Origin of the sequence: Rhizobium sp. NXC14 (assembly GCF_002117485.1) — a bacterium.
Lineage (GTDB): Bacteria > Pseudomonadota > Alphaproteobacteria > Rhizobiales > Rhizobiaceae > Rhizobium.
This window is the reverse complement of the sequence record NZ_CP021030.1, coordinates 2,604,529-2,628,805: the sequence shown is the minus strand read 5'-3', so window position 1 is coordinate 2,628,805 and position 24,277 is coordinate 2,604,529. Positions and strand designations below refer to the sequence as shown.

General features: G+C 62.5%; 22 protein-coding genes, 1 pseudogene and 1 riboswitch. Of the genes and pseudogenes, 19 read left to right on the top strand and 4 right to left on the bottom strand.

Translation table 11 applies throughout. From position 1 onward, the window contains the following. Positions 1 to 2 precede the first annotated feature (2 nt). Positions 3 to 1,792: pseudogene (locus tag NXC14_RS12970) on the bottom strand (chloride channel protein). A 226-nt stretch (positions 1,793 to 2,018) separates the two neighbouring features. Beyond that, a riboswitch (cobalamin riboswitch) is annotated at positions 2,019 to 2,415 on the top strand. A 397-nt stretch (positions 2,416 to 2,812) separates the two neighbouring features. Between NXC14_RS12970 and cobU the strand changes: the two are divergent. Genes cobU through cobO form a run of 4 tightly spaced genes read left to right on the top strand, consistent with a single transcriptional unit; the run spans position 2,813 to position 9,003 of the window. Then, positions 2,813 to 3,322 carry a bifunctional adenosylcobinamide kinase/adenosylcobinamide-phosphate guanylyltransferase gene (gene cobU, locus NXC14_RS12960; RefSeq protein WP_085778484.1) on the top strand — a complete coding sequence of 170 codons (510 nt, stop codon included), beginning with the start codon at positions 2,813 to 2,815 and terminating at the stop codon, positions 3,320 to 3,322. A gap of 6 nt (positions 3,323 to 3,328) precedes the next feature. Then, a complete protein-coding gene (cobW, locus tag NXC14_RS12955) occupies positions 3,329 to 4,384 on the top strand; it encodes a cobalamin biosynthesis protein CobW (RefSeq protein WP_085778483.1) in 1,056 nt (351 codons plus the stop codon). A 3-nt stretch (positions 4,385 to 4,387) separates the two neighbouring features. Next, complete coding sequence (cobN, locus tag NXC14_RS12950) at positions 4,388 to 8,368, top strand: cobaltochelatase subunit CobN (protein ID WP_085778482.1); 3,981 nt, start codon at positions 4,388 to 4,390, stop codon at positions 8,366 to 8,368. Further along, complete coding sequence (cobO, locus tag NXC14_RS12945; protein WP_085778481.1) at positions 8,368 to 9,003, top strand: cob(I)yrinic acid a,c-diamide adenosyltransferase; 636 nt, start codon at positions 8,368 to 8,370, stop codon at positions 9,001 to 9,003. Before cobN ends, cobO begins: the two co-directional genes overlap by 1 nt. A gap of 17 nt (positions 9,004 to 9,020) precedes the next feature. On the opposite strand, the gene NXC14_RS12940 is transcribed toward cobO, so the two are convergent. Further along, positions 9,021 to 9,806: a TSUP family transporter gene (locus NXC14_RS12940; RefSeq protein WP_085778480.1), complete on the bottom strand. Its 786-nt coding sequence runs from the start codon at positions 9,804 to 9,806 to the stop codon at positions 9,021 to 9,023. 99 nt (positions 9,807 to 9,905) lie between these two features. Here NXC14_RS12940 and NXC14_RS12935 point away from each other — a divergent pair, with 99 nt between their 5' ends. The 15 genes from NXC14_RS12935 to NXC14_RS12865 all read left to right on the top strand — a co-directional run bounded on the left by NXC14_RS12935 (position 9,906) and on the right by NXC14_RS12865 (position 23,371). Further along, positions 9,906 to 10,325 (top strand): cobalamin biosynthesis protein, encoded by a 420-nt coding sequence (locus NXC14_RS12935; protein ID WP_085778479.1) that lies wholly within the window; start codon positions 9,906 to 9,908, stop codon positions 10,323 to 10,325. Between the two features lie 70 nt (positions 10,326 to 10,395). After that, positions 10,396 to 11,346: a nucleoside hydrolase gene (locus NXC14_RS12930; protein WP_085778478.1), complete on the top strand. Its 951-nt coding sequence runs from the start codon at positions 10,396 to 10,398 to the stop codon at positions 11,344 to 11,346. Positions 11,347 to 11,685: 339 nt separating this feature from the next. Further along, positions 11,686 to 12,525: a uroporphyrinogen-III C-methyltransferase gene (gene cobA, locus NXC14_RS12925; protein ID WP_085778477.1), complete on the top strand. Its 840-nt coding sequence runs from the start codon at positions 11,686 to 11,688 to the stop codon at positions 12,523 to 12,525. After that, entirely contained in the window at positions 12,522 to 13,829 is a 1,308-nt protein-coding gene (locus NXC14_RS12920; protein ID WP_085778476.1) for a cobyrinate a,c-diamide synthase, read from the top strand. The genes cobA and NXC14_RS12920 overlap by 4 nt, the downstream gene beginning before the upstream one ends. Then, positions 13,826 to 14,833 carry a threonine-phosphate decarboxylase CobD gene (cobD, locus tag NXC14_RS12915; RefSeq protein WP_085778475.1) on the top strand — a complete coding sequence of 336 codons (1,008 nt, stop codon included), beginning with the start codon at positions 13,826 to 13,828 and terminating at the stop codon, positions 14,831 to 14,833. Before NXC14_RS12920 ends, cobD begins: the two co-directional genes overlap by 4 nt. Then, positions 14,830 to 15,810 (top strand): adenosylcobinamide-phosphate synthase CbiB, encoded by a 981-nt coding sequence (gene cbiB, locus NXC14_RS12910; RefSeq protein WP_085778474.1) that lies wholly within the window; start codon positions 14,830 to 14,832, stop codon positions 15,808 to 15,810. The genes cobD and cbiB overlap by 4 nt, the downstream gene beginning before the upstream one ends. Positions 15,811 to 15,904: 94 nt before the next feature. Continuing rightward, positions 15,905 to 16,105 carry a hypothetical protein gene (locus NXC14_RS12905; protein WP_085778473.1) on the top strand — a complete coding sequence of 67 codons (201 nt, stop codon included), beginning with the start codon at positions 15,905 to 15,907 and terminating at the stop codon, positions 16,103 to 16,105. 150 nt (positions 16,106 to 16,255) lie between these two features. Beyond that, positions 16,256 to 16,684 carry a L,D-transpeptidase gene (locus NXC14_RS12900; RefSeq protein ID WP_085778472.1) on the top strand — a complete coding sequence of 143 codons (429 nt, stop codon included), beginning with the start codon at positions 16,256 to 16,258 and terminating at the stop codon, positions 16,682 to 16,684. A gap of 411 nt (positions 16,685 to 17,095) precedes the next feature. Further along, positions 17,096 to 17,374, top strand: a complete 279-nt coding sequence (locus tag NXC14_RS12895) for an acyl carrier protein (RefSeq protein WP_003540486.1) — start codon at positions 17,096 to 17,098, stop codon at positions 17,372 to 17,374. 117 nt (positions 17,375 to 17,491) lie between these two features. Beyond that, positions 17,492 to 17,974, top strand: coding sequence for a 3-hydroxyacyl-ACP dehydratase FabZ family protein (locus NXC14_RS12890; protein ID WP_085778471.1), 483 nt, complete (start codon positions 17,492 to 17,494; stop codon positions 17,972 to 17,974). Beyond that, entirely contained in the window at positions 17,971 to 19,176 is a 1,206-nt protein-coding gene (locus NXC14_RS12885) for a beta-ketoacyl-ACP synthase (RefSeq protein WP_085778470.1), read from the top strand. Before NXC14_RS12890 ends, NXC14_RS12885 begins: the two co-directional genes overlap by 4 nt. Before the next feature lie 10 nt (positions 19,177 to 19,186). Further along, positions 19,187 to 20,473 carry a beta-ketoacyl-ACP synthase gene (locus NXC14_RS12880; protein WP_085778469.1) on the top strand — a complete coding sequence of 429 codons (1,287 nt, stop codon included), beginning with the start codon at positions 19,187 to 19,189 and terminating at the stop codon, positions 20,471 to 20,473. Between the two features lie 56 nt (positions 20,474 to 20,529). Beyond that, positions 20,530 to 21,558, top strand: coding sequence for a zinc-binding dehydrogenase (locus NXC14_RS12875; protein ID WP_085778468.1), 1,029 nt, complete (start codon positions 20,530 to 20,532; stop codon positions 21,556 to 21,558). A gap of 6 nt (positions 21,559 to 21,564) precedes the next feature. Further along, complete coding sequence (locus NXC14_RS12870) at positions 21,565 to 22,500, top strand: lipid A biosynthesis lauroyl acyltransferase (protein WP_085778467.1); 936 nt, start codon at positions 21,565 to 21,567, stop codon at positions 22,498 to 22,500. A 178-nt stretch (positions 22,501 to 22,678) separates the two neighbouring features. Then, on the top strand, positions 22,679 to 23,371 hold the full coding sequence (locus NXC14_RS12865; protein ID WP_198175447.1) for a PAS domain-containing protein: 693 nt from the start codon (positions 22,679 to 22,681) through the stop codon (positions 23,369 to 23,371). Positions 23,372 to 23,479: 108 nt separating this feature from the next. Here the strand turns inward: NXC14_RS12865 and NXC14_RS12855 are convergent, their stop codons facing one another. After that, positions 23,480 to 23,839 (bottom strand): VOC family protein, encoded by a 360-nt coding sequence (locus NXC14_RS12855; RefSeq protein ID WP_085778464.1) that lies wholly within the window; start codon positions 23,837 to 23,839, stop codon positions 23,480 to 23,482. Beyond that, positions 23,840 to 24,238, bottom strand: a complete 399-nt coding sequence (locus tag NXC14_RS12850) for a polyketide cyclase (protein WP_085778463.1) — start codon at positions 24,236 to 24,238, stop codon at positions 23,840 to 23,842. It abuts the gene before it with no gap. Positions 24,239 to 24,277 lie beyond the last annotated feature (39 nt).

Below are 24,277 nucleotides of genomic sequence, written 5' to 3'. Positions count from 1 at the left end.
GCTCAGATCTCGCCCGACACCTCGCGGCGGCGCCGGTCGAGTTCTTCGCTGTAGCGGCGCAGCGTGTGGCTTTCGCTGAGCTGTCCCACGACCTTGCGCTCGATCAGATTGTTGACGACGGCGAGCGCTTCGCTTTCGCTCTTGTCGAAGATCGCCGCCGCCTGTTTGGCATTCATCTGCGGCTGCAGGAAATCATTGCGATAGCGGACGAAATCGGCAAGCGTCTGGCCCTCGTCCTGAACGTCGGTCGGGTTAGCGTAGATCTCCGGGACTAGTACGAGGCCAGCATATTTATCGTTCTCGTCGACGAGAATGACGCGCTGGGTCGAGCCGATCGGGAAGGCCCTCCTGAAGTCTTCCAGCGAGATATCGGCCCTTGCCGTCTTCACGTCGGCGCGCATCAGCTTGTTCACGGTGAGATTGCGGATCCAGCCGACGTCGTGGGCGCTGCGGATGCTCTCGCCGCGCAGATGGAAGCGCCATGTGGCGAAGGAGTAGCCGAAGGTCGAGCGCACGACGAGCGAGGAGGTGATGACGGCCGCAAGAACCAGTGCCGTGATCGGGAAATCGCCGGTGATTTCGAGCGCCAGAAAGGTCATCGTCAGCGGCCCGCCAATGACGGCGACCGCCAGGGAACTCATCCCGACCACAGCATAAATAACCGGCGTCAATGTCGCATCGGCAAAATAGGGGCCGCAATAAGCAAAGAGCTTGCCCAGCAGGGCGCCCATGAACAGCGAGGCGAAGAACAGACCACCCCTGAAGCCAGAACCGATCGAGATTGCCGAAGCCAGCGATTTCAGGAGAAAGAGACCGATCAGCGCCGGGATCGCCACGTCGCGGGACAAGTTAAGATGCAGCGCCCCGTGGCCGGGCGAAAGGACCTGCGGCGAGATCATCGCGAGAAGCCCGACGATGATGCCGCCGAGCGCCGGGCGAAAGGGCGGAGCGATCGAGCTTTTGCGCGCCACCTCCTCAATGAAGGCCACGCCCTGCATGAGGAGAATGCCAACGCCGGCGCAGAAGACGCCGAGCAGCAGCGCCGGGACATAATCGGCCGGCACGACCGAGCCGAAGCTGCCAATATCGATGGTGAAATCGCCCTCGGCAAGCAACCTTGCGATGAGGGTCGAAACGAGGGCGGAGACCACAACCGGGGTTAACGATACGATGGTGTAGGTGCCGATGTCAGCTCGAAGGCGTAGAAGGCGCCCGTCAGCGGCGCATTGAAGGCGGCGGCGATGGCGCCGGCCGCGCCGCAACCGACGAGGATACGCAGGTCCGAGCGGCGCAGCTGCAGCTTCAGGCCGAATTTGGAAGCGATGCCGGCGGCGAGCTGGGTATAGCCGGCTTCCAGGCCGACGGAGGCGCCGAAGCCGTTGGAGATCAGGTTCTGTACGGCAACGATGATGCTATCGGTCAGGGAGAGGCGGCCGCCGTGCAGCGCATTTGCCTCGATCGGGTCGACCATGGGTTTCTTGCGCCGTTTGGCGAGCACCAGGAGCAGCAGGCCGAGCAGGGCGCCACCAATGAGAGGGGCGGTGAGCAGCAGCATCTTGTCCTGGATTGCCGACGCGCTCAGCCTTTCACTGTCGGCGATGCCGAAAACAATCTGGTGCAGCTCGCTGGAGACATAGCTCATGCCGGTCACGGCAAGGCCCGAGGCGATGCCGACGATGGCGCCGGCCAGCGACAGGCCGACTTCGCTGCGGCGCGTCAGGGCGCGCAGTCGCCCCGGATCGAAGAAAACACGCAGCGCGCTCAGGCGGCGCCGATCCATTTTCATAAGCATGGCTAGACAACTAGGCGAGGAGAGGCCGGGTCAAGGGCGGAGGTGCAGTCGCCTTGCAACGCAATTGCGGCGAAAAGCCGACGGCCACATCAAACATTCATGACGTAAGCCGCTGATAAAAGACGATACTTCCGGTAGGGTCAGTGGTGTTGGCCGGCCTTTCGCGCAGTCCAGCGGGAAGGCGGTGGCGAAGGTCGGTTGACTTCACCCGCCGGCTTGCCTAACCATCCGAGGAATAACGGATGGTTCCGGATCGGCATTTCGCCTTCCGGATGAAAAGGGAATGTGACGGGGCGGACCCACATCGGGCGCCTTCATCACAGCCGACCCCGCGACTGTAGAGCGGTCAGGGTCTTCCATCCGGCATCGGACCTCTTCCGGCCTAACCGTAATAGTGCAGGCGGGCGGGATGGGCGACATGCCGGAAAAGCCACTGGAGATGCATGGTGATCAACCGGGGTCGGACGCCTCTAACTCTACGAATCGTCCACCTTTTCACCGAGGCAGCCGGGAAGGCGAGGCAGATCCGCTGGCACGATCAGGGGCGACCGGGCTTCCGGTTCGCCCCCGATCGCCGCCGATAACCGCGAGCCAGGAGACCTGCCTTCCGTGCCGGGCGAACAGCCCAAACCTGGGCAAGAGACCCGCTGCCAGCACGGAGGTTGTTTTGGCTGAAAGAACGAATTCAGCGCCGCCTCTGGTGGTGCGTATGAGAGGTGCCGGTTCGTCGCCTGCAGGTTATGTCTGCGTATTACGCGCCTTCCTTTCCTCCCTCATTCCTGTGCTTGTCACAGGAATCCGGCCACGGCGCGTCCGCGCCGTGATTAACTATGCGCAGGCAACGAATGAGCCTTCCGTGCCCAAGGACTTGGGCAAGCTGGATTCCTGTGACAAGCACAGGAATGAGGGAAGTGAATGGGGTGGCGCGGCTTTCCCAAGCAAAGTTTTGGCTACCGTGGCTCATAAAGTTAAAACTAGAACAAGCTGCAGCGGCACGCCTCCTCAGAGGAATATTCGGGCATGACCACCACGCTCATCCTCGGCGGGGCACGCTCCGGCAAATCCCGTTTCGCCGAAAATCTCGTTATGGCAAGCGGCCTCGAGCGCCACTATCTCGCCACCGGCCGTGCCTGGGACGAGGAGATGCAGACGCGTATAGCCCAGCACAGGACCGATCGCGGCCCTTCCTGGATGACGCATGAGGAGCCGCTCGATCTTTTCGGCGTGCTTGGCGCCATCGATGGCGAGGGACGCATTGTGCTTGTCGATTGCCTGACGCTCTGGGTGACCAACCTGATGATGGCGGAGCGCGAGATGGCTGTGGAATTTGCCGCGCTCGCCGATTTCCTCCCCGGCGCCAAGGCGCAACTCGTCTTCGTTTCCAACGAGGTTGGTCTCGGGATCGTCCCTGACAATCGCATGGCGCGCGATTTTCGCGATCATGCCGGACGGCTGCACCAAACAATCGCGGCGAAGGCCGACGAGGTCTATTTCATTGCGGCCGGTCTGCCGCTGAAAATGAAGGGTTGAAGTTCCATGAACCAGCAGAAAATTCCCGCAACCGTCATCACCGGCTTCCTCGGCGCCGGCAAGACGACGATGATCCGCAACCTGCTCACCAATGCCGGCGGCAGAAAGATTGCGCTTATCATCAACGAGTTCGGCGATCTCGGCGTCGATGGCGAGGTCCTGAAGGGCTGTGGAGCGGAGAATTGCAGCGAGGACGATATCATCGAACTCACCAATGGCTGCATCTGCTGCACAGTCGCCGACGATTTCATTCCGACGATGACGAAGCTCCTGGAGCGCGAAAAGCGGCCCGACCATATCGTCATCGAAACCTCCGGCCTCGCCCTGCCGCAGCCGCTGGTCGCCGCCTTCAACTGGCCCGATATTCGCACCCAGGTGACCGTCGACGGCGTCATTACGGTCGTCGACAGTGCGGCCGTTGCCGCCGGCCGTTTCGCCGACGACCATGATGCAGTCGAGGCGGCGCGCAGCGAGGACGACTCGCTCGATCATGAGAGCCCGATCGAGGAGCTGTTCGAAGACCAGCTCACATGCGCCGATCTCATCGTGCTCAACAAGACCGACCTGATCGATGGCGATGGCCTTGACCGCGTGAAGAGCGAAGTCGCCTCCCGCATTGCCCGCAAGCCGGTCATGATCGAAGCCAGGAATGGCGAGGTGCCGGCAGGCGTGCTGCTCGGCCTCGGCATCGGCACCGAAGACGATATCGCCAACCGCAAGTCCCATCACGAGCTGGAGCACGAGGAGGGGGCGCCACACGACCACGACGAATTCGAAAGCTTCGTTGTCGAACTCGGCGCTGTTTCCGATCCGACGGGCTTTGTCGAGAAGCTGAAGGGCATCATCACCGAGCATGATGTGCTGCGCCTCAAAGGCTTCATCGACGTCTTGGGCAAGCCCATGCGCCTGCAACTGCAGGCCGTCGGCAGCCGCATCGACCAGTATTTCGACCGCGCCTGGGCAGCGGACGAGGCGCGCCGCACGCGCCTCGTCGTCATCGGCTTGCATGAAATGAACGAGGACGCGGTACGCAAGGCGATCGAAGCGCTCGTTCAGGGATAATCGATGCATCTGCTTCTTGCCCAGCAGGGAACGATCAGCGACGGCGAGGAGGCGATCGACCTCGGCCAGTCGCCCGGCGATATCCTGTTTCTTTCGGCTGCCGACACCGAACTCGCCGCGATTGCTGCCGCCTATCACGAGTGTGAAGGGATGCCGCATTCGCTGAGGCTCGCGAATCTGATGAGCCTCAAGCATCCAATGTCGGTCGATACCTATGTCGAGCGAACGGCCCGGCACGCCAAGTTGATCGTCGTGCGTGCGCTCGGCGGCGCCAGCTATTTCCATTATGCGCTGGAGGCGCTGCACGCCGTTGCTGCCCGCAATGGCGTGAAGATTGCGGTATTGCCTGGCGATGCCAAGCCGGATGCCGGGCTGGTTCCTTTCTCCAATGTTGACCTCGACGATCTCAACGGGCTGTGGGCCTACCTGATCGAAGGCGGCGACACCAATGCGCGGGATTTTCTCGCCTATGCTTCGGCGATGCTGTCAGCGGCGGAGAAGCCGGCGCCGGCAGTGCCGCTGATGAAGGCGGGCATCTGGTGGCCGGGGCGAGGGGCGATCGGGGTCGAGGAGTGGCGGCGGGTCGTCGGTTCGCATGTCGCGCCAACGTCGTCCGTCAAGCGTGTGACACCAAGCTCGACAGAAGAGGTGGAATTCGAACCCACGTCCCCCATCGTCGCCATCAGCTTCTACCGTGCCCTAGTCCAGAGCGGCGAGACCGGGCCGGTCGAGGCGCTGATCGAGGCCCTGGCCGCGCTTGGCCTGCGGCCGCTGCCGGTCTTTGCCTACAGCCTAAAGGATCCCGTTTCGACAGGCGTTCTCGAGAGCGTGTTTTCGGCGTTGAAACCGGATGTCGTCATCAACACAACGGGCTTTGCGGTCTCCGCACCGGGCGCGGACCGGCAACCGACGGTGCTGGAGGCGGATGGCGCCGTCGTGCTGCAGGCAATCCTGTCGGCTTCGTCGAGGGAGGCCTGGGTGGCTTCGTCGCAGGGTCTGTCGGCGCGCGACCTCGGCATGAATGTGGCGCTGCCTGAAGTCGATGGGCGAATATTGGCGCGGGCGGTGTCCTTCAAGACGGCGGCGCGTTACGACGCTGTTGTCGAGGCGAACATCGTAGCCAGCATGCCCGATGCCGGTCGGGTGCGTTACACGGCGGAACTGGCCGCCAACTGGGCGCGGCTGCGCGGGACGCCAGCCAATAGGAGGCGCATCGCTCTCGTGATGGCCAATTATCCAAACCGCGACGGCCGGCTCGGCAACGGCGTCGGGCTCGACACGCCGGCCGGCAGCATCGAGGTGCTTCGGGCAATGGCGGCCGCGGGTTATCCAGTCGCCGATCTTCCGGCCGATGGTGACGCGCTGATCCAGCATCTGATGGAGGGGCCGACCAATTCGGGACATGACGGCCGGCTTATCCGCGAGGCGCTTTCGCTCAGTCGCTACAAAGATTTCCTGGAATCGCTTCCCAAAAAGATTCAAGAGGAGGTGACGGCCCGCTGGGGCGAGCCAGAGAACGATCCCTATTTTCGCGATGGCGTCTTCGCCCTGCCTTTCGCCCGCTTCGGCGGTGTCCTGATCGGCATCCAGCCGGCGCGCGGCTACAATATCGATCCAAAGGACAGCTACCATTCGCCGGATCTCGTACCGCCGCATGGCTATATCGCGTTCTATGCTTTCCTGCGGCGCGAATATGGCGTCGATGCCGTCATTCACATGGGCAAGCATGGCAATCTTGAATGGCTGCCGGGTAAGGCGCTGGCGCTGTCGGAGACGTGCTACCCGGAAGCGATCCTTGGACCGCTGCCGCATCTTTATCCCTTTATCGTCAATGATCCGGGCGAGGGCACCCAGGCCAAGCGCCGCACCGCCGCAGTCATCATCGATCACCTGACGCCGCCTTTGACGCGGGCCGAGAGCTATGGGCCGCTCAAGGATCTAGAGGCGCTGGTCGATGAATATTACGAAGCTTCGGGCGGCGATCCCCGCCGCATTCGGCTGCTCAGCCGCCAGATCCTCGATCTCGTCACCGATATCGGGCTGGATCGGGATGCGGGGATTGCGAAAGGCGAGAGCGAAGGTGAGGCGCTGAAGAAGCTCGACGCCTATCTTTGCGATCTGAAGGAGATGCAGATCCGCGATGGGCTGCATGTCTTCGGCGTGTCGCCGGAGGGGCGGTTGCTGACGGATCTCACCATGGCGCTGGCGCGGGTACCGCGCGGGCTGGGAGTGGGTGGCGATGCGAGTTTGCAGCGGGCGATTGCGGGGGATGCTGGGTTGAGTTTCCCCCTTCTCCCCAGCGGGGAGAAGATGTCCGTCAGGACAGATGAGGGGGCGAGCGACGGTAGGAGCGAGCGGCTGAGCGCAAGCGAGGCGGAGTCTGCGGTCCCCTCATCCGACACTTCGGGCCACCTTCTCCCCGCCGGGGAGGAGGGGAGTCGCGCGCTTCAGCGTCCGTTCGACCCACTCGATTGCGATATGGCGACTCTTTGGACTGGCCCGCGTCCGGCTGTCCTCGCAGATATCCTCGACGCCCCCTGGCGCAGTAACGGTGACACCGTCGAGCGCATTGAACTGCTCGCCGCCAAGCTCGTTTCCGGTGAAATGGCGTGCCCAACCCTCTGGGTCCAAACCAGAGCTGTGCTGGACGAAATCAAAGCGTGTCTCAAGCCATCCATCCTTGCCTGTGGTCCGGCCGAGATCGCCAGCCTGCTCCGGGGCCTCGACGGCCGTTTCGTGCCGCCCGGCCCATCCGGTGCGCCGACGCGCGGACGGCCGGATGTCTTGCCAACCGGGCGGAATTTCTACTCTGTCGACAGCCGGGCGGTGCCGACAGCGGCTGCTTACGAACTCGGCAAGAAATCCGCGGAACTGCTGATCCGCCGATACGTGCAGGATCACGGCGAATGGCCTGTCTCCTTCGGGCTGACAGCCTGGGGCACGTCCAACATGCGCACCGGCGGCGATGATATTGCTCAGGCCTTAGCGCTGATCGGCGTCGAGCCGGTCTGGGACATGGCCTCACGGCGTGTCACCGGCTACGAAATCATTCCGCCGGCTCTGCTGCGGCGACCGCGGGTTGACGTGACGCTGCGCATATCCGGTTTCTTCCGCGACGCCTTCCCAGAGCAGATCGCGCTGTTCGACAAGGCGATCCGCGCTGTCGGCGCGCTCGAAGAGGACGCGGCGGATAATCCGATTGCCGGGCGAATGCGCGGCGAGACCGCGCGGCTCGCTGCGGCTGGGCTCGATGAGAACACGGCGGCGAAGCGGGCGGGCTATCGCATCTTCGGCTCGAAACCGGGCGCCTATGGCGCGGGGTTGCAGGCACTGATCGATGAAAAGGGCTGGGAGCGGCGTGCCGATCTTGCCGAGGCCTATCTTGTGTGGGGAAGTTATGCCTATGGCGCCGGCGAGGAAGGCAGGGCCGAACGCGGCCTTTTCGAGGAGCGGTTGCGCTCTGTGCAAGCTATCATTCAGAACCAGGACAATCGCGAGCATGACCTGCTCGACAGTGACGACTACTACCAGTTCGAAGGCGGCATGGCGGCGGCGGCTGAGGAACTCACCGGTAAACGCCCCGCAATCTATCATAACGATCATTCCAGGCCCGAACGACCGGTGATCCGCGCGCTTGAAGAGGAAATCGGCCGCGTCGTGCGCGGGCGCGTGGTCAATCCAAAATGGATAACGGGCGTCATGCGCCATGGCTACAAGGGAGCGGCCGAGATCGCCGCCACCGTCGATTATCTCTTCGCCTTCGCGGCGACGACGGGCGCGGTCGGCGCGCATCATTTCGAGGCGGTCTTTCGGGCCTTCGTCGCCGATCCAGGCGTGCGTGACTTCATGATCGAGAAGAACCCGGCGGCATTCGACGAGATGCGAGAGCGGCTGCGCGAAGCGATCGATCGCGGGCTCTGGACGCCGCGCAGCAATTCGGCCCGGTTCGACCTGGCAGCCACGCAACTGAATGAGGTGCACTGATGAGCGACGAGATCCTGGAAAACGAAGCGGCCAAGGATGATGCGCGCCACGCCGAGAAGATGGCGAAGAAGAAGGCTGCGCGCGACAAGATCATGGCGACCAAGACGGACGGCAAGGGCTTGATCATCGTCCATACCGGCAAGGGCAAGGGCAAGTCGTCAGCCGCATTCGGCATGATCTTCCGCCACATCGCGCACGGCAAGCCGTCAGCCGTCGTGCAGTTCATCAAGGGCGCGATGTGGACCGGCGAGCGCGACCTGATCGAGAAGCATTTTTCCGATCTCTGCCAGTTCCACACGATGGGCGAGGGCTTCACCTGGGAAACGCAGGACCGGGCCCGCGACATCGCCGCCGCCTCGGCGGCCTGGGAAAAGGCCAAGGAGTTGATCCGCGACGAACGCAATTCCATGGTGCTGCTCGACGAGATCAACATCGCGCTGCGCTACGATTATCTCGACATCAACGATGTCGTCGCCTTCCTGAAGAATGAGAAACCCGCCATGACGCATGTCGTGCTGACAGGACGCAACGCCAAGGAAGAGCTGATCGAGATCGCCGATCTGGTGACGGAGATGGAACTCGTCAAACACCCGTTTCGTTCCGGCATCAAAGGGCAGCCCGGCGTGGAGTTCTGAGGTCAGGTGCTTTGCGACTAAACGCCGAGCCAGATCCGCAGGGGATTTGCCGGATCGGCGAGCAGCTTGACCGCCAAAGCGACGCAGACGATCACGAGCAGCGGCTTGATCAGCTTTGCGCCGATGCGCATGGCAAGCCGTGAGCCCACTTGTGCGCCGAGGAATTGGCAGACGCCCATCAGCAGGCCGATCTTCCAGAGGATCGCGCCGAAGCTTGCGAAGACGATCAGTGCACCGAAATTCGAGCCGAAGTTCAAAAGTTTGGTGTGGGCCGTCGCCTTCAGCACGCCGAAGCCGGCGAGGGTGACGAAGGCGAGCATGAAGAAAGAGCCGGTGCCGGGGCCGAAGACGCCGTCGTAGAAGCCGATGGCCGGCACCAGCGTCAGGCCGAAGGCGAAGGGCGTGATGAGGCGGTGTTTGTCAAGATCGTTGAGGTTCGGCTTGACGGCAAAGAAGATTGCGATTGCCAGCAGCAGCACAGGCATGATCGCTTGAAGCACCTGGCCTGGGACGATCGTCGCAAGAGCGGCGCCGAGTGCCCCGCCCATGAGGGCCATCAGCGCCATCGGCAGCTGTTCGGAAAGCTCCACATGGCCCTTGCGGGCATAGGCGAGCGTCGCGGAAGCTGCGCCGAAGATCGATTGCACCTTGTTGGTTCCGAGCGTCTGCAGCGGCGGGATGCCGGCGATCAACATGGCGGGAACGGTGATGAGACCGCCGCCGCCGGCAATTGCATCGACGAAACCGGCAAAGAAGGCAGCCGCGCAGAGCAGCAGAAGCAGATGGAGGGCAATGTCAGGCAAGATGCTATTCCAGAAGGGCTTTCAGCCCGCCTTGTTGCATTTCCCTCTCCAAGCTGCAATGGCTGCAAGGACACAGCAACGGCACAATCGGCTGCTTCCATGAGCGACATTTCTTTCAATCCCACACGGCGCCATGTGCTCGGTCTTGGCTGCGAGCGTGGGGCACAGCCTGCGGAGGTGTTGGCGCTCGCCTTTGAGGCGCTCAAGGCTGCGGGTATCGGCGCGGATGAACTCGCCGCCGTCGCTTCCATAGGCAGCCGCCGGCAGGAGGCGGCAATCTGGTCAGTCGCCAGGCATTTTGCCGTGCCGGCCCGATTCTTCGACGCTCCTCGGCTGGAGCGGGAAACGCCGCGGCTCAGAAATCCATCGGCCGTCGTCTTTGCTCGCGTCGGCTGCCATGGCGTTGCGGAATCGGCGGCGCTTGCTGCGATCGGCGACGATGCCGAACTGGTGCTTGGCAAAATCAAGTCGGCGCAGGCGACGGCGGCAGTCGCCCGAGGCGGGTTGCAGAAAGCCTGACGGTCGCTATGGTGGCGGCAATTCGCGGCGCCAACCGGCAGGCTCGCGATTCACATTTAGAGGATATATTATGCACAAGGTCATTTATGACACTGACCCGGGCGTTGACGACGCCATGGCGCTTCTCTTCCTACATCGCCATCCCGAAATCGATCTGATCGGCATCACCACGGTCTTTGGCAATGCATCGGTGGAGACGACGACGCGCAATGCGCTCTTCCTCAAGCGCGAGTGGAATATTCCCGCGCCGGTCGCCAAAGGCGCCAGCGTCACCATCGATGCCTCGCGCGCCGAGCGGGAATGGCCTTCCATGGTGCATGGCGACAACGGCCTCGGCGATATCGAGGTGCCCGCAGCGATCGACCTGCCGCTCGATCCGCGCCCGGCGCACCGCTTCATCATCGACACCGTGCGTGCCAATCCCGGCGAAGTGCGCCTGGTCGCGGTCGGACGGATGACCAATCTGGCAATGGCGCTGAAGGAGGATCCCGAGATTGCGACCCTGGTCAAGGACGTCGTCATCATGGGTGGCAATTTCTATGTGCCCGGCAATGTCTCGCCGGTCGCCGAGGCCAACATTCACGGCGATCCTGAGGCCGCCGACATTGTCATGACCGCGCCCTGGAAGGTGGTCGTCATCGGCCTCGACGTCACCTCGATCACCACGATGAGCCGCAGTTATCTTGGCAGGATGGCGGCCGAGGGAGATGGCGCCGTGAAACTGCTCGATGCACTCTCGCAGTCCTATATCGACTTCTACAAGCATGCGGTCGAGGACGGCATGATGGTGCATGACAGCTGCGCCGCAGTCTACGTCGTGGCCCCGGAACTGTTCTCGTCGATATCGGGGGCGGTGCGCGTCGTCTGCGGCGGCATTGCCGACGGCCAGACGATCGTCAAGCCGGATGGCCGCCGCTTCCCGCCCGGCGATTGGGATGATCGGCCGAGCCAAATCGTCACCACAGGGATCGAGTCGGAAAAGGTCCTAAAGCTGATCCGCGATACGCTGCTTCGCGGCTGAGGGCCTTGAAGGCTGATTGCAGCAGGCGCCAACTTTCGACTTGCTTTTTTCGGGGTCACCCTCGGCCTTGTGTAGCCTTGTGTCGAGGGTCTGCCGCGGCCGCCACAGATACTCGGGACAAGGCCGAGAATGACGAAGAGGAGTTGGACGACTTTGTCAGCAGTCCGTGCAGCGGGCGGTCTCGTTTGGGTATATTATAATATATTCACGCTGTTGCGTCGCTTTCCTGCGATATTGAATCCGCTTGCTTGCAAAGTGAGTCATCGTTATCTCAGCAACTTCAAGTGAGGCAGCGCGGGCGGCGTTGACCTTGGCCCTCGCTGGGCCTAGATCAACAAAATGTTGAATAGCGCATTCTCCCATTTGCCGGCATTGGAGCCGGGCAGCGTCTGGCTCGTCGGGGCCGGTCCGGGTGATCCGGGTCTGCTGACGCTCTTGGCCGCCAAGGGGCTCGCCGAGGCCGATGTGATCGTCCATGATGCGTTGGTCAATGAGGACTGTCTGAGGCTCGCGCACCCCGGCGCCGAACTCGAATATGCCGGCAAACGCGGCGGCAAACCCTCGGCCAAGCAGCGGGATATTTCGTTGCGTCTGGTGGAACTGGCGCACACCGGCAAGCGGGTGCTGCGGCTGAAGGGTGGCGATCCCTTCGTCTTCGGGCGCGGCGGGGAGGAGGCGCTGACGCTGGTCGAGCACAATATCCCTTTCCGCATCGTGCCGGGGATCACCGCCGGTATCGGCGGGCTTGCCTATGCCGGCATTCCGGTGACGCACCGCGAGATCAATCATGCGGTGACGTTTCTTACCGGCCATGATTCCTCCGGCATCGTGCCCGACAGGATAGATTGGGAAGCGATCGGCAAGGGTTCGCCCGTGATCGTCATGTACATGGCGATGAAGCATATCGCCCAGATCAGCGCCAATCTCATTGCGTCGGGCCGCTCGCCGTCCGAGGCCGTAGCTTTCGTCTGCAATGCGGCGACCGGTGCGCAGCAGGTGCTGGAGACGACGCTCGGGCAGGCGACCGAGGCTGTTGCCGCCTCCGGGCTCGAGCCGCCGGCGGTGGTCGTCGTTGGCGAGGTAGTGCGGCTGCGGGCCTCGCTCGACTGGGTTGGCGCTCTCGCCGGACGACGCCTGCAGCCCGATCCGTTCCGCCAGTCCGGCCAGGTGCGGGCATGAGCGGCCTCCTGATCGCAGCTCCTTCCTCCGGTGCCGGCAAGACGACGGTGACGCTTGGGCTCCTGAGGGCGCTTCGCCGGCGCGGCATCGCGGTCGCGCCGGGCAAGGCCGGCCCCGACTATATCGATCCCGCCTTCCATGCGGCGGCAAGCGGCACGCCTTGCCTGAACTTCGACCCCTGGGCGATGCGGCCGGAGCTGATCTCGGCCAATGCGACGCTGCATCGCTCCGGCGACCGCATTCTCGTCGTCGAGGCGATGATGGGACTGTTCGATGGGGCGGCCGACGGCAAGGGGACGGCAGCGGATCTGGCCGCCCAGCTCGGCCTTTCCGTGGTGCTGGTCGTCGACGGTTCGCGCATGTCGCAATCGATAGCACCGCTGGTGGCGGGTTTTGCCGGTTTCCGCGCCGATGTCCGCGTTGCCGGCGTCATCCTCAACAAGGTCGGCAGCGAACGGCACGAGGCGATGCTGCGTCAGGCGCTCGAGGCGATCCGGATGCCCGTGATCGCCGTGATCGGCAGCGACAAGGCGCTTGCCTTGCCGGATCGCCATCTCGGCCTTGTTCAGGCCTGTGAACATCCGAGCCTCGAAGGTTTCATCGAGCATGCGGCGGATGCCGTCTCCGAGGAATGCAATTTCGAGTTTCTGCTGCGCATCGCGAGGCAGGGCCTCAACCGACCGTCGGCTGCCAATATTGATCGTCTGCCGCCGCTCGGCAGTCGCATTGCAGTGGCCCGCGATATCGCTTTCGCCTTTTCCTATGAACATATGCTGCTTGGCTGGCGGCGGCGGGGGGCTTCGATTTCCTTCTTCTCGCCGCTTGCCGACGAGGCGCCTGCTGCCGACGCCGATGCGATCTATCTGCCCGGGGGTTATCCCGAGCTGCATGCCGGAACGCTTTCCCAGGCGCCCAATTTCCGCGCCGCCCTCCTCGATGCGGCGGCGCGCGGCATCCGGATCTATGGCGAGTGCGGCGGCTATATGGTGCTCGGCGAAGGGCTGATTGACGCAGAGAGGAAGCGTCACGAGATGCTCGGCCTGCTGCCCGTCGTCACTAGCTATGCCGCGCGCAAACGCCATCTCGGTTATCGCCACGTCATGCCGCTCGACGGTGCAATCTTTCAGCGGGCGATGACGGCGCATGAGTTCCACTATTCGACCCTCATTTCCGAAGGCGAGGGCGAACGGCTGTTTCAGGTCCGGGATGCGATCGGAACCGATCTCGGCCGGGCGGGGCTGCGGCGCGGGCAGGTTGCGGGTTCCTACATGCATCTGATCGATCTCGCCGGGATTGCCGCGTGAGCGCGCCGATCGTCCATGGTGGCGAAGTTACCGCCGCTGCTGCCGCCTTTGGCGGCAGGCCGGAGGACTGGCTCGACCTTTCCACCGGCATTAACCCGTGCCCGGCTGCCCTGCCAGAAATCCCGACAAGGGCCTGGCACCGCTTGCCGGACAGTTATCTGGTCAATCAGGCAAGGCGGGCGGCGCGCGATTACTATGGGAGCGGCCAGATCCTGCCGCTGCCGGTGCCCGGAACGCAATCGGTGATCCAGCTTCTGCCGCGGTTGCTGACAAAGGGTGAGGGCGCCAGGGTCGCCGTCGTGGCGCCGACCTATGGCGAGTATGCGCGCGCCTTTATTTCGGCCGGTTTTGCCGTCGAGACCGTCAATGATGTCGCTGCGATCGGAACCGAGCATCGGCTTGCCGTCGTCGTCAATCCGAACAATCCCGATGGGCTGACATGGCCGAACGAGACGCTGATCGGACTGCACGAGAGGATGAAGGCGGTCAATGGGCTTCTCGTTGTTGACGAGGCGTTCGGCGATGCCGATCCAGCGCTGAGTCTTGCGGGCGTCGCGCAGAGGCTCTCAAACCTGGTGATCTTTCGCTCTTTCGGCAAGTTTTTTGGGCTCGCCGGCCTGCGGCTCGGTTTCGTGATTGCACGTGACGACATTCTCAAGCGTTTCGAGGAGTGGCTCGGGCCCTGGGCGGTTTCCGGGCCGGCGCTTTCGATAGCAGGCTCGCTTCTGCGTTCGGACGTTTCTTCCATCCGCCGGCTTATCGATGAACGCAGCGCCGGGCTTCGTGCGGTGCTGGGCGGGGTCGGCCTCCGGATCGCAGGGGGAACAGGGTTGTTTGCCCTTGTCGACGATGCCAGGGCGAGCGACATTTACACGCATCTCTGCCGGCATCATATTCTCGTCCGCAAGTTCGACTATGCGCCCGAATGGCTGCGTTTCGGGCTGGCGCCCGATCCGGCGGCGGACCGGCGGCTTGGCGAAGTCCTTCAGAGATTTGAGCGATGACGATCGACCTAAACCTTCTCGTGCTGCTTCTGGCGCTGCTGCTCGACCGGATTGTCGGCGATCCGCAATGGCTCTGGTCGCGCGTGCCGCATCCTGTCGCGATTTTTGGAGCGGTGATCTCCTATGCCGACCAGCAGCTCAATCCTTCAAGCCTTACGGGGCATCAACGGCGGATGAACGGCGTTGCCGCCATCCTGGCGCTGCTGCTGCTCGCTGTGGGGGCCGGCTTCGTGTTCAACCGGTTTTTCGCGCTGTTCGGCCTCGGCGGCATCCTGCTGGAGACCGGACTGGTGGCGGTCTTTCTGGCGCAGAAGAGCCTTGCCGACCATGTCGCTGCCGTTGCCGTCGCCCTGCGCGAGGAGGGGCTTGCCGGTGGACGGGCCGCCGTCTCCCGCATTGTCGGGCGCGATCCCGAGACGCTGGATGAGCCGGCCGTCTGCCGTGCTGCGATCGAAAGCCTTGCCGAGAACTTCTCCGATGGCGTCGTCGCGCCGGCGATTTGGTACGCTATCTTCGGCCTGCCAGGGCTTTTCGCTTACAAGATGCTGAACACGGCGGACTCGATGATCGGCCATAGATCGGAAAAATATATCGATTTCGGCTGGGCGGCCGCTCGGCTCGACGATCTCGCCAACTGGCCGGCGGCGCGCCTTTCGATCCTGCTGATTGCTGCAGGCGCCTGGATCCGGCGCGGCACCAGCGCCTGCCGCGAGGCGATCCGGGTGGCTATGCGCGACGGCGGCTTGCACCGTTCGCCGAATTCCGGCCGGCCGGAAGCGGCAATGGCTGGTGCGCTGAATGTCCAGCTCGCAGGACCGCGCATCTATGGCGGTGTGCTCGTTACCGAGCCGATGATCAACAATCCCGGACGCGATGTCGCGACATCCGGCGACATCGAAGACGGGGTCTCAGTGTATCAGGCGAGCTGCATGGTGCTTGCCGGCGTGACGTTCGGATTGTTTTTGTGCTCTCTGTGAGGGGCTTGCGGTAGAGCTCACGCCCCAGTGGACAGTCCCGTCCCAAACGTTTATGCGAAACGCCTCATATCTCCATCAGACCGGAAGCAGAGCGATGACAGTTCAGATTGAACTACCGTGCCCGAAGTGCAAAAGCACCAAGATGAAATTCGAGCGTCCGGAGATCCGGGAGACGGATATCATAAGCTGCGCGGCTTGCGGCCATAATCTCGGCACCATGGCCTCCATCCGCGAAAGGATGAACAAGGCCTATCAGCAGCTCAAGCAGAGGCCGGCGGCGCGCAAGCTTCAGTGAGGCGGAGCGGCCGTCCTGCGGCGCTCAAATCCGTCATTGCCCTGTTAGAATTGTGATTACCATTCGGGTTAAAGCTATATAATCAAGTATCGTCGTAGTCTCTCTGGCGTGAGGGCGCAATCAAATGCGCGGGTGCGAAGAGGGATTATCATGAAGACGATTTTTGCCGCCGCGGCGGTAAGCTTATTGCTGCAGTTTTCTCCGGTTGCCGCTGAAGCAGCAACGCTGGTTGCCAATATCAGCATCGGCAAACAGACCATGACCGTCACCGAGGACGGCTTTGTCAAATATCGCTGGAAGGTTTCGACCGCGCGCAATGGTTATGTCACGCCGACCGGCTCCTGGAGCGCCAAATGGCTATCGCGCGATCACCGTTCGCGCAAATACGACAATGCGCCGATGCCGTATGCTGTATTTTTCAACGGCGGTTACGCCGTTCATGCCACCTTCGATCTGAAGCGTCTCGGCACACCGGCCTCGCATGGCTGCGTTCGCTTGCATCCCGACAATGCGGCCGAGTTCTTCTCACTGGCGCGGCAGGCAGGTCTTGCCAATACCCGCGTCGTCATCACGCGTTGATCCCGGATCAGCGCGTTAACCTGAATTCGGCGTCGGACCGCAGACGACGCCGTGCCGCGCCTGGCGGGAAGGACGTGCAACGGGCGTGCCTGCTTCAAAAATCTCAATGCTGGCAACGTCGATCGTCGCGATCCTTCAAATAGCCGGACATGCTGGAACGCGATCGCAATTCCTTCCAGCCCAGCTTGATGATTATCAAATGCCGGCGCGCATAATTTGATTCAGATCAAAGACCGGTGCGGATGTTGGACAGCCGCATCCTGTTTTCGGCGCCAGCACTCGCCGGCGTTCCATTGCTGTTTAGGCAACACCTTATTGTCAAATTGCCGCGACGCCCGGACGAAAGCATTGGCTTTTGAAAAGGATTTGCCTATGAGGGGGTTTAAATCGTCATTTCATGAGGTACAGCGCGTGACCGCTACATTCGACAAAGTTGCCGACATTATTGCAGAAACCAGCGAGATCGATCGCGCCACGATCACGCCGGAGAGCCATACGATCGACGACCTCGGTATCGACAGCCTCGATTTCCTCGATATCGTCTTTGCGATCGACAAGGAATTCGGCATCAAGATTCCGCTCGAAAAGTGGACGCAGGAGGTCAACGAAGGCAAGGTTTCCACCGAAGAATATTTCGTGCTGAAGAACCTCTGTGCCAAGATCGACGAGCTCAAAGCGGCCAAGGCCTGAGCGACACATCAGTCTTTTTCGAACGCCCTGCCGCCCTGACTATGGCGGCCGGGCGGTTTCGTTCCTAATTAGGCGTCACCGGCGGGCGGATTTGGCCTTCCGGGCCGGAGGATCCGAATGCTGCTGGAATATTTCCAGATGATTGACCGCGTCGAAGCGGTGGACCTGAAGAAGGCTACGCTGACGGCGCGATCCGTCGTGCCGGCCAAGAGCCCCGTTTTCGAAGGCCATTTTCCCGGTATGCCGCTCGTTCCCGGCGTGCTCCTGATCGAAACCATGGCGCAGGCTTCCGGCATGCTGGTGCTTGCCGCCTCCGACTTTGCCGCCATGCCCTTCCTGATGTCCGTCGACGGCGCCAAGATGCGCACTTTTGTCGAGCCGGAAGCCGTGCTCGATATCGAGGCGGTGTTGGAGCATGACGGGTCGGGTTTTGCGGTCACCAAAGCCAAGATCACCAGCGGCGGCAAGAAGGTCTGCGATGCGCAGCTGAAACTGCGTACCATGCCCTTCAGCGAAGTTCCGCTCGGCGATATCGTGAAAAAACGCGCCGGCGAGGTCGGGCTTCTCGAAGCGATCGCAGCGCAGGGAGTGGTTGGATGAGCAAGGCCGCAAACGACGTCGTCATTTCAGGCGTCGGTATCGTTACCTGTCAGGGCGTCGGCAAGGAGGCGCATGTCGCGCTGCTTTCGGCCGACAGCACGCCAAGGGCGATCGTCGAGACAGAGAAATTCAAACCCTATCCGGTGCATCCGCTGCCTGAGATCGACTGGTCGCAGCAGATTGCCAAGCGCGGCGACCAGCGCCAGATGGAAAACTGGCAGCGCATCGGCGTCTTCGCCGCGGGTCTTGCGCTCGACGATGCCGGATTCAAGGACAATATCGAGGCCTGCGGCACGATGGACATGATCGTAGCGGCCGGCGGCGGCGAGCGCGACATCAACGTCGACACGCTGATCGTCGACGAGGGCTTGAAGCGCAACGACCGCGAACTGCTGCTCAATGAGAAGCTGACGACGGAGCTGAGGCCGACGCTGTTCCTGGCGCAGCTTTCCAATCTGCTTGCCGGCAATATCTCCATCGTTCACAAGGTCACTGGCTCCTCGCGGACCTTCATGGGCGAAGAAGCGTCGGGTGTTTCCGCCGTCGAGACGGCGTTCTGGCGCATTCGCTCCGGCGAATCCACCCATGCGCTGGTCGGCGGCGCCTTTGCTGCCGAGCGTCCGGACATGATCCTGCTCACTGAAGCGATCGGCGCGCATACGCGCGGCGAATGGGCGCCGCTCTGGTCGCGCTCGGACCTCGAGGGCGGCGGCATGATCACCGGTTCGGCCGGCGCTTTCCTGGTGCTGGAATCGCGCAAGCACGCGGAAGAGCGCGGCGCGCACATCTATGCGACGATCAGCGCCGTTGAAGGCGATCGCGGCAACCGCGCTGCCGGCAATTTCGAAGTGCGGATGGAACGGCTGCTGAAGCCTGCCGCCGAGCTGCCGGCAGAGAGCATGGCGATCTTCTCCGGTTCGACCGGCATGCATGACATCGCCGCCCGCGAAAAGGCGGTGCTGGAACATCAGCTTCCGGGTGCGGCGATCCGCGGCTTCGGCGGCGTTTCCGGTCACACGATCGAAGCGCAATTCCCGCTAGGGCTGGCGCTCGCAGCCCTTGCAATCGATGCCGAGGCCAAGGTTCCACCCTTCGACGTCGCCCATGAAGCGCCGATGAAGGCGGGAACGAAGGCGGCCGTCGTAACTATGGTCGGACATCAGCGCGGCGAGGGCGTCGCCGTTCTTTCCGCAGAGGCGTGAGGAGAGAGATATGACAGCTTCCGCTTACAGAGATCATCTCGGCCGACCGATCGTCGCAGTGACCGGCATAGGCATCATCACCTCGCTCGGCCAGGGCCTGAAGGACAACTGGGCGGCCCTTTCCTCGGGCACCTCTGGTATCCACGCAATCAACCGCTTTCCGACCGAAGGCCTGTCGACACGCATCGCCGGCACCGTCGATTTCATCGAAATTCCGGTGCCGAACGCCGTCGAGCGTTCCTATGCCTTTGCCCGCGAGACTACCATCGAAGCATTGGCCGACGCCGGTCTTTCAGGCGATTTCAACGGTCCGCTGTTCCTTGCCGCGCCGCCGATCGAGCCGGAATGGAGCGCCCGCTTCGAACTTGCAGACCGTTCGCCGGCCGCCGATCATCCAGGCGACGCCTATGAGCGCTTCCTGACCGCGCTGCGCCAGCGGCCCGACCCGGCCTTCCACGAGGCGGCGCTGTTCGGTGCGATTTCCGAGCGTCTGGCCGACCGGTTCGGCACGCGCGGCCTTCCCGTGACGCTGTCGACGGCCTGCGCTTCCGGCGTCACCGCGATCCAGCTCGGCATCGAGGCGATTCGTCAGGGGCGCACCGATCGCGCATTGACGGTTGCGACCGATGGGTCGCTCAGCGCCGAAGCGCTGATCCGCTTCTCGCTTCTGTCGGCTCTTTCGACGCAGAACGATCCGCCGACCAAGGCCTCCAAGCCGTTCAGCAAGGACCGCGACGGCTTCGTCATCGCCGAGGGTGCGGCGACGCTGGTCCTGGAATCGCTGGAAGCGGCGGTCGCCCGCGGTGCCAGGGTGCTCGGCATCATGAAGGGCGCCGGCGACAAGGCCGATAGCTTCCACCGCACTCGCTCCTCGCCCGACGGCGGACCGGCTATCTCGACGATCCGCGCGGCCCTTGCCGACGCCGGCATCGACGAGAGCGGCATTGGCTACATCAATGCGCACGGCACCTCGACGCCTGAGAACGACAAGATGGAATACGGCGCGATGTCGGCTGTCTTCGGCGAACGACTCGTCGGCATTCCCGTCTCGTCGAACAAATCGATGATCGGCCATACGCTGACGGCAGCGGGTGCGGTCGAAGCGGTGTTCTCGCTGCAGACGATGCTGACGGGCACGTTGCCGCCGACGATCAACTACACCAATCCCGATCCGTCGATCGTGCTTGATGTCGTGCCGAACAAGAAGCGGGAAGCCCAGGTTTCGGCCGTGCTTTCCAACTCCTTCGGCTTCGGCGGGCAGAATGCCAGCCTTGTCATGGCGCTCGAACCGGCTTAAGCGGTTCCCGACTAATTTAAGACGAGACGAACGCCTTCGAGGCGAGGGATTTTGCCATGCGCGCTTTGCAACTGATCGATGACCGCAAGCTTGAGATCACCGACCTGCCAGAACCGGACGCACCCGTTGCAGGCGAGGTGACGCTGCGCGTCAAGGCGGTGGCCCTCAACCATATCGACGTCTGGGGCTGGCGCGGCATGGCTTTCGCCAAGCGCAAGATGCCGCTCGTCATCGGCGCGGAAGCCTCCGGCGTCGTCGAGGCGATCGGTCCCGGTGTCGCCAACGTCCTGCCGGGCCAGCTGGTTTCGATCTACGGCGCGCGCACCTGCGGCCTCTGCCGTCCCTGCCGCGAAGGCCGCGACAATCTCTGCGAACATGTCTCCGGCGTGCACGGCTTCCATCTCGACGGCTTCGCGCAGGAAAAGGTGAACCTGCCGGCGCGTCTGCTGGTTCCGGCCCCTCCCGGTGTCGATGCGATCGGCGCAGCATTGGCACCCGTCACCTTCGGCACGGTCGAGCATATGCTGTTCGACAATGCCAAGCTCGAGCCCGGCGAGACGATCCTCGTTCATGCCGGCGGCTCCGGCATTGGCACTGCGGCGATCCAGCTTGCCAAGAAGATCGGCTGCACCGTGATTACCACGGTCGGTTCCGATGACAAGATCGAGAGGGCCAAGGCTCTCGGCGCCGATCACGTCATCAACTACCGCACCGACCGCTTCGAAGGCGTGGTGCGCAAGCTGACCAAGAAGAAGGGCGTCGACGTCGTCTTCGAACATGTCGGCAAGGACACCTGGGCAGGCTCGATACTCTGCATGAAGCGCGGCGGGCGCCTCGTCACCTGCGGCTCGACCTCGGGCGTCTCGACAGAGATGAACCTGATGATGCTGTTCCAGCAGCAATTGAAGCTGCTTGGCTCCTTCGGCTGCCGCATGGAGAACATGGCCGATGCGATGCAGAAGATGGGCCGCGGGCTCGTCCATCCCGTCATCGATACGGAAGTCGGATTCGACGATATCGACCGGGCGCTGGAGCGGATGGAAAGCCGCCAGATCTTCGGCAAGATCATTCTGAAGATGGACTGACCTCACGTGAAGCTGTTCATTACCCGGGTCGTTCTGGCGCTCAGAAATTTCCAGCAATGGCTGGTGGCGCAGGTGATGTTCGGCTTCCTGAATGTGCTGAAGCTGTTTCCGGCCGATGGCGCGATTCGCTTCGCCGACCGGATGATGCGCCGCCTCGGCCGGCGGACGCGCCGTCATAGACTGATGCTTGTCAATCTGCGCAACGCTTTCCCTGAGAAGAGCGAGGCCGAGATCGAAGAGATCGCGCTCGGCAGCTGGGGAAATATGGGCCGGCTTGCGGCCGAATACGTCTTCCTCGACGAATTGTTCGACTACGACCCCGAACGGCCGGAGCCGGGCAGGGTGGAGGTGTCGGGCATCCCCATCTTCCTCGACCTGCGCGACAATCCGCGCCCCTTCATCGTCTTTACCGGCCATACCGCCAATTTCGAGCTGCTGCCGGTGGCGGGCGCGGCCTTCGGGCTCACCGTCACCGTACTTTTCCGGCCGCCGAACAATCCCTATGTCGCCAAGAAGGTGTTCGATTTCCGCAGTGCGCGCATGGGCAAGCTGGTGCCCTCGCATGCCGGCTCCTCCTTCGCGCTCGCACGCCAGTTGGAGGCGGGCCAGGGGGTGGGCGTGCTCGTCGACCAGAAATTCGGCAAGGGGCTGAAAGGCACCTTCTTCGGGCGAGAGGTGAAGACCAATCCGCTGTTGCCGAAGCTGGTGCGCCAGTTCGATTGCGAGGTCTATCCGGCGCGCTGCATCCGCCTTCCGGAGAATCGCTACCGGCTGGAAATTGAGCCGCGGCTGGAGATGCCGCGCGACGCCAAAGGCAATCTCGACCTGCCTGCCGCCGCCCAGCTACTCAATGACAAGGTGGAAAGTTGGGTGCGGGAATATCCGGAACAGTGGCTTTGGTATCACGACCGCTGGCAGATCAAGAAGACGCTCGCGCCTTGAAAATCAAACCCTGATTTATCAGCGGTGAAAAGCGGCAGGTGCTCTCGGATTGAAAACGAGTAAACTTCATGTTAGCCGTCACTACCAGGGCGAGAATAATATCCACCTCAGGGCGCATTTGGGAAATGCAGCCACACAATTTGGACACCCACGTGGGACAATGGGAGTGGGAGGCGTCTTGCTGGAGCTTTTTCGAGCCTTTTCCTTGCGCTGCGCGCAAATAGAGGAAGCCATACGCCAAGGCGACGATCAGCGCGTCATGTTGCTCGACCGTCATGTCGAGCCGCTGGTCGAGGCCATCCTGGCCTGCCGGGCGGCCAATCTGCTCGAAGTCTACATGCAATTGCAGTTCGTCAGCCATCTTGTCGCCCGGGACGCGGACGACAGCGCCAGTGTCAGAGAACATGCGGCGGTGCTTTCCTATCTGCTCGACTGTTATTTCGGCACGCATGCGCCGGATTGGCGGGTGCCTTCGCCGCAGGATGTGCGCATCGAGCCGCCGGCAGCCTATGTGCCCGACACCGACAATGGCCACTTCCTCAACGCCGCGATCCTCGAAAGCCTGCCGGATCGGGTGGCGGTGCTGACCAGGGACTACCGCTACCTCTATTCCAACGCGGCCAACAGTGCCCATCTGGACAGGAAGCCGATGGAACTGATCGGGCGTCACCTCTCCGAATTCATCGGCGAGGAGCGCTTCGCCGAATGCGCCAAGCATAAGCTGGACGTCTGTTTTGCCGGCGGGGAGGTCGACTACACTTATGAGCGCCGGACCGGCGGCGGTGTATCCCGCCAGGTGCGCTGTCGCATGTCGCCGCTGCGCGATGCGGGCGGCATTGTCATCGGCGCTCTGATCGTGATGGATCGGTAGTCTACAGCAAGTCCGTTTTTCTTCGAATCACGGAATTGTTCTATCTCTTTGTTTTCACGCAATTCCGGACGCAAAACCGCTGCACACTTTTGCTGGAATTGCTCTAATTTACGCCGTCGCCCAGACGGCGAGCTCGTAGCCGTCGCGGTCGAGGAAATGGAAGCGGCGGCCACCCGGAAAATCGGTAATCGGCCGGCAGATCGTGCCGCCGGCCCTTTCGACCGAAGTCAGCACTTCTTCCAGATCCCTGGCGTAGACGACGACGAGGGGGCCGCCCGGCCTGACGGGGCCGAAATCGGTGAAGCCGCCCTTCAGCCGGCCGTCGTCAAATTCGCAGTAATTCGGGCCGTAATCGGTGAAACGCCAGCCGAAGGCCGAGCCGTAAAAGGCTTTGGCGGCGGCGATGTCGGAGACGTTGAATTCAACATAGTCGATGCGGCGGTCGTTGTGTTCGGAGTTTTCAGACATCTATCTCTCCATCAGGGCTTTCAGCATGACGAGATCCTTCTCGATATGCGCGGCATCAGCGGCAAATTGCGCATCTGTCATGCCGGGCAGACGCAGCAACGTGAACATGACCTCGCAGCCATCGCCGTTCGGTACGATGCGCAGGGCATTATAAACCCGGAGCCCGGATTCGATCGTCACCGTATGATCGATCACGCCGAATTCATTGGCGGGAACGAAGCTCACTTTGATGGTGCCGAGGGGACCGTGGGCGATCCAGTCGGCGCCGTCGGGCTCGAAACCGGTGGCAAGGCCGGAGGCCCAGAGCGGCATGTTCTCCGGCTTGCGGGCGAAGTCGTAGACATCCCGCCAGTCGCGCTCGATCGACTGGTGGATGATTTTTGCAGGCATTGTCGCCATGGTGCAGGTCCTTGTATTTGGGTTTCCCTGAATAATAAG

Excerpts from the sequence above, each read along its gene's own strand:
- cobU (WP_085778484.1), top strand. The coding sequence starts at position 2,813 with ATGACCACCACGCTCATCCTCGGCGGGGCACGCTCCGGCAAATCCCGT.
- cobW (WP_085778483.1), top strand. The coding sequence starts at position 3,329 with ATGAACCAGCAGAAAATTCCCGCAACCGTCATCACCGGCTTCCTCGGC.
- cobN (WP_085778482.1), top strand. The coding sequence starts at position 4,388 with ATGCATCTGCTTCTTGCCCAGCAGGGAACGATCAGCGACGGCGAGGAG.
- cobO (WP_085778481.1), top strand. The coding sequence starts at position 8,368 with ATGAGCGACGAGATCCTGGAAAACGAAGCGGCCAAGGATGATGCGCGC.
- NXC14_RS12935 (WP_085778479.1), top strand. The coding sequence starts at position 9,906 with ATGAGCGACATTTCTTTCAATCCCACACGGCGCCATGTGCTCGGTCTT.
- NXC14_RS12930 (WP_085778478.1), top strand. The coding sequence starts at position 10,396 with ATGCACAAGGTCATTTATGACACTGACCCGGGCGTTGACGACGCCATG.
- cobA (WP_085778477.1), top strand. The coding sequence starts at position 11,686 with ATGTTGAATAGCGCATTCTCCCATTTGCCGGCATTGGAGCCGGGCAGC.
- NXC14_RS12920 (WP_085778476.1), top strand. The coding sequence starts at position 12,522 with ATGAGCGGCCTCCTGATCGCAGCTCCTTCCTCCGGTGCCGGCAAGACG.
- cbiB (WP_085778474.1), top strand. The coding sequence starts at position 14,830 with ATGACGATCGACCTAAACCTTCTCGTGCTGCTTCTGGCGCTGCTGCTC.
- NXC14_RS12905 (WP_085778473.1), top strand. The coding sequence starts at position 15,905 with ATGACAGTTCAGATTGAACTACCGTGCCCGAAGTGCAAAAGCACCAAG.
- NXC14_RS12900 (WP_085778472.1), top strand. The coding sequence starts at position 16,256 with ATGAAGACGATTTTTGCCGCCGCGGCGGTAAGCTTATTGCTGCAGTTT.
- NXC14_RS12890 (WP_085778471.1), top strand. The coding sequence starts at position 17,492 with ATGCTGCTGGAATATTTCCAGATGATTGACCGCGTCGAAGCGGTGGAC.
- NXC14_RS12885 (WP_085778470.1), top strand. The coding sequence starts at position 17,971 with ATGAGCAAGGCCGCAAACGACGTCGTCATTTCAGGCGTCGGTATCGTT.
- NXC14_RS12880 (WP_085778469.1), top strand. The coding sequence starts at position 19,187 with ATGACAGCTTCCGCTTACAGAGATCATCTCGGCCGACCGATCGTCGCA.
- NXC14_RS12875 (WP_085778468.1), top strand. The coding sequence starts at position 20,530 with ATGCGCGCTTTGCAACTGATCGATGACCGCAAGCTTGAGATCACCGAC.
- NXC14_RS12855 (WP_085778464.1), bottom strand. The coding sequence starts at position 23,839 with ATGTCTGAAAACTCCGAACACAACGACCGCCGCATCGACTATGTTGAA.
- NXC14_RS12850 (WP_085778463.1), bottom strand. The coding sequence starts at position 24,238 with ATGGCGACAATGCCTGCAAAAATCATCCACCAGTCGATCGAGCGCGAC.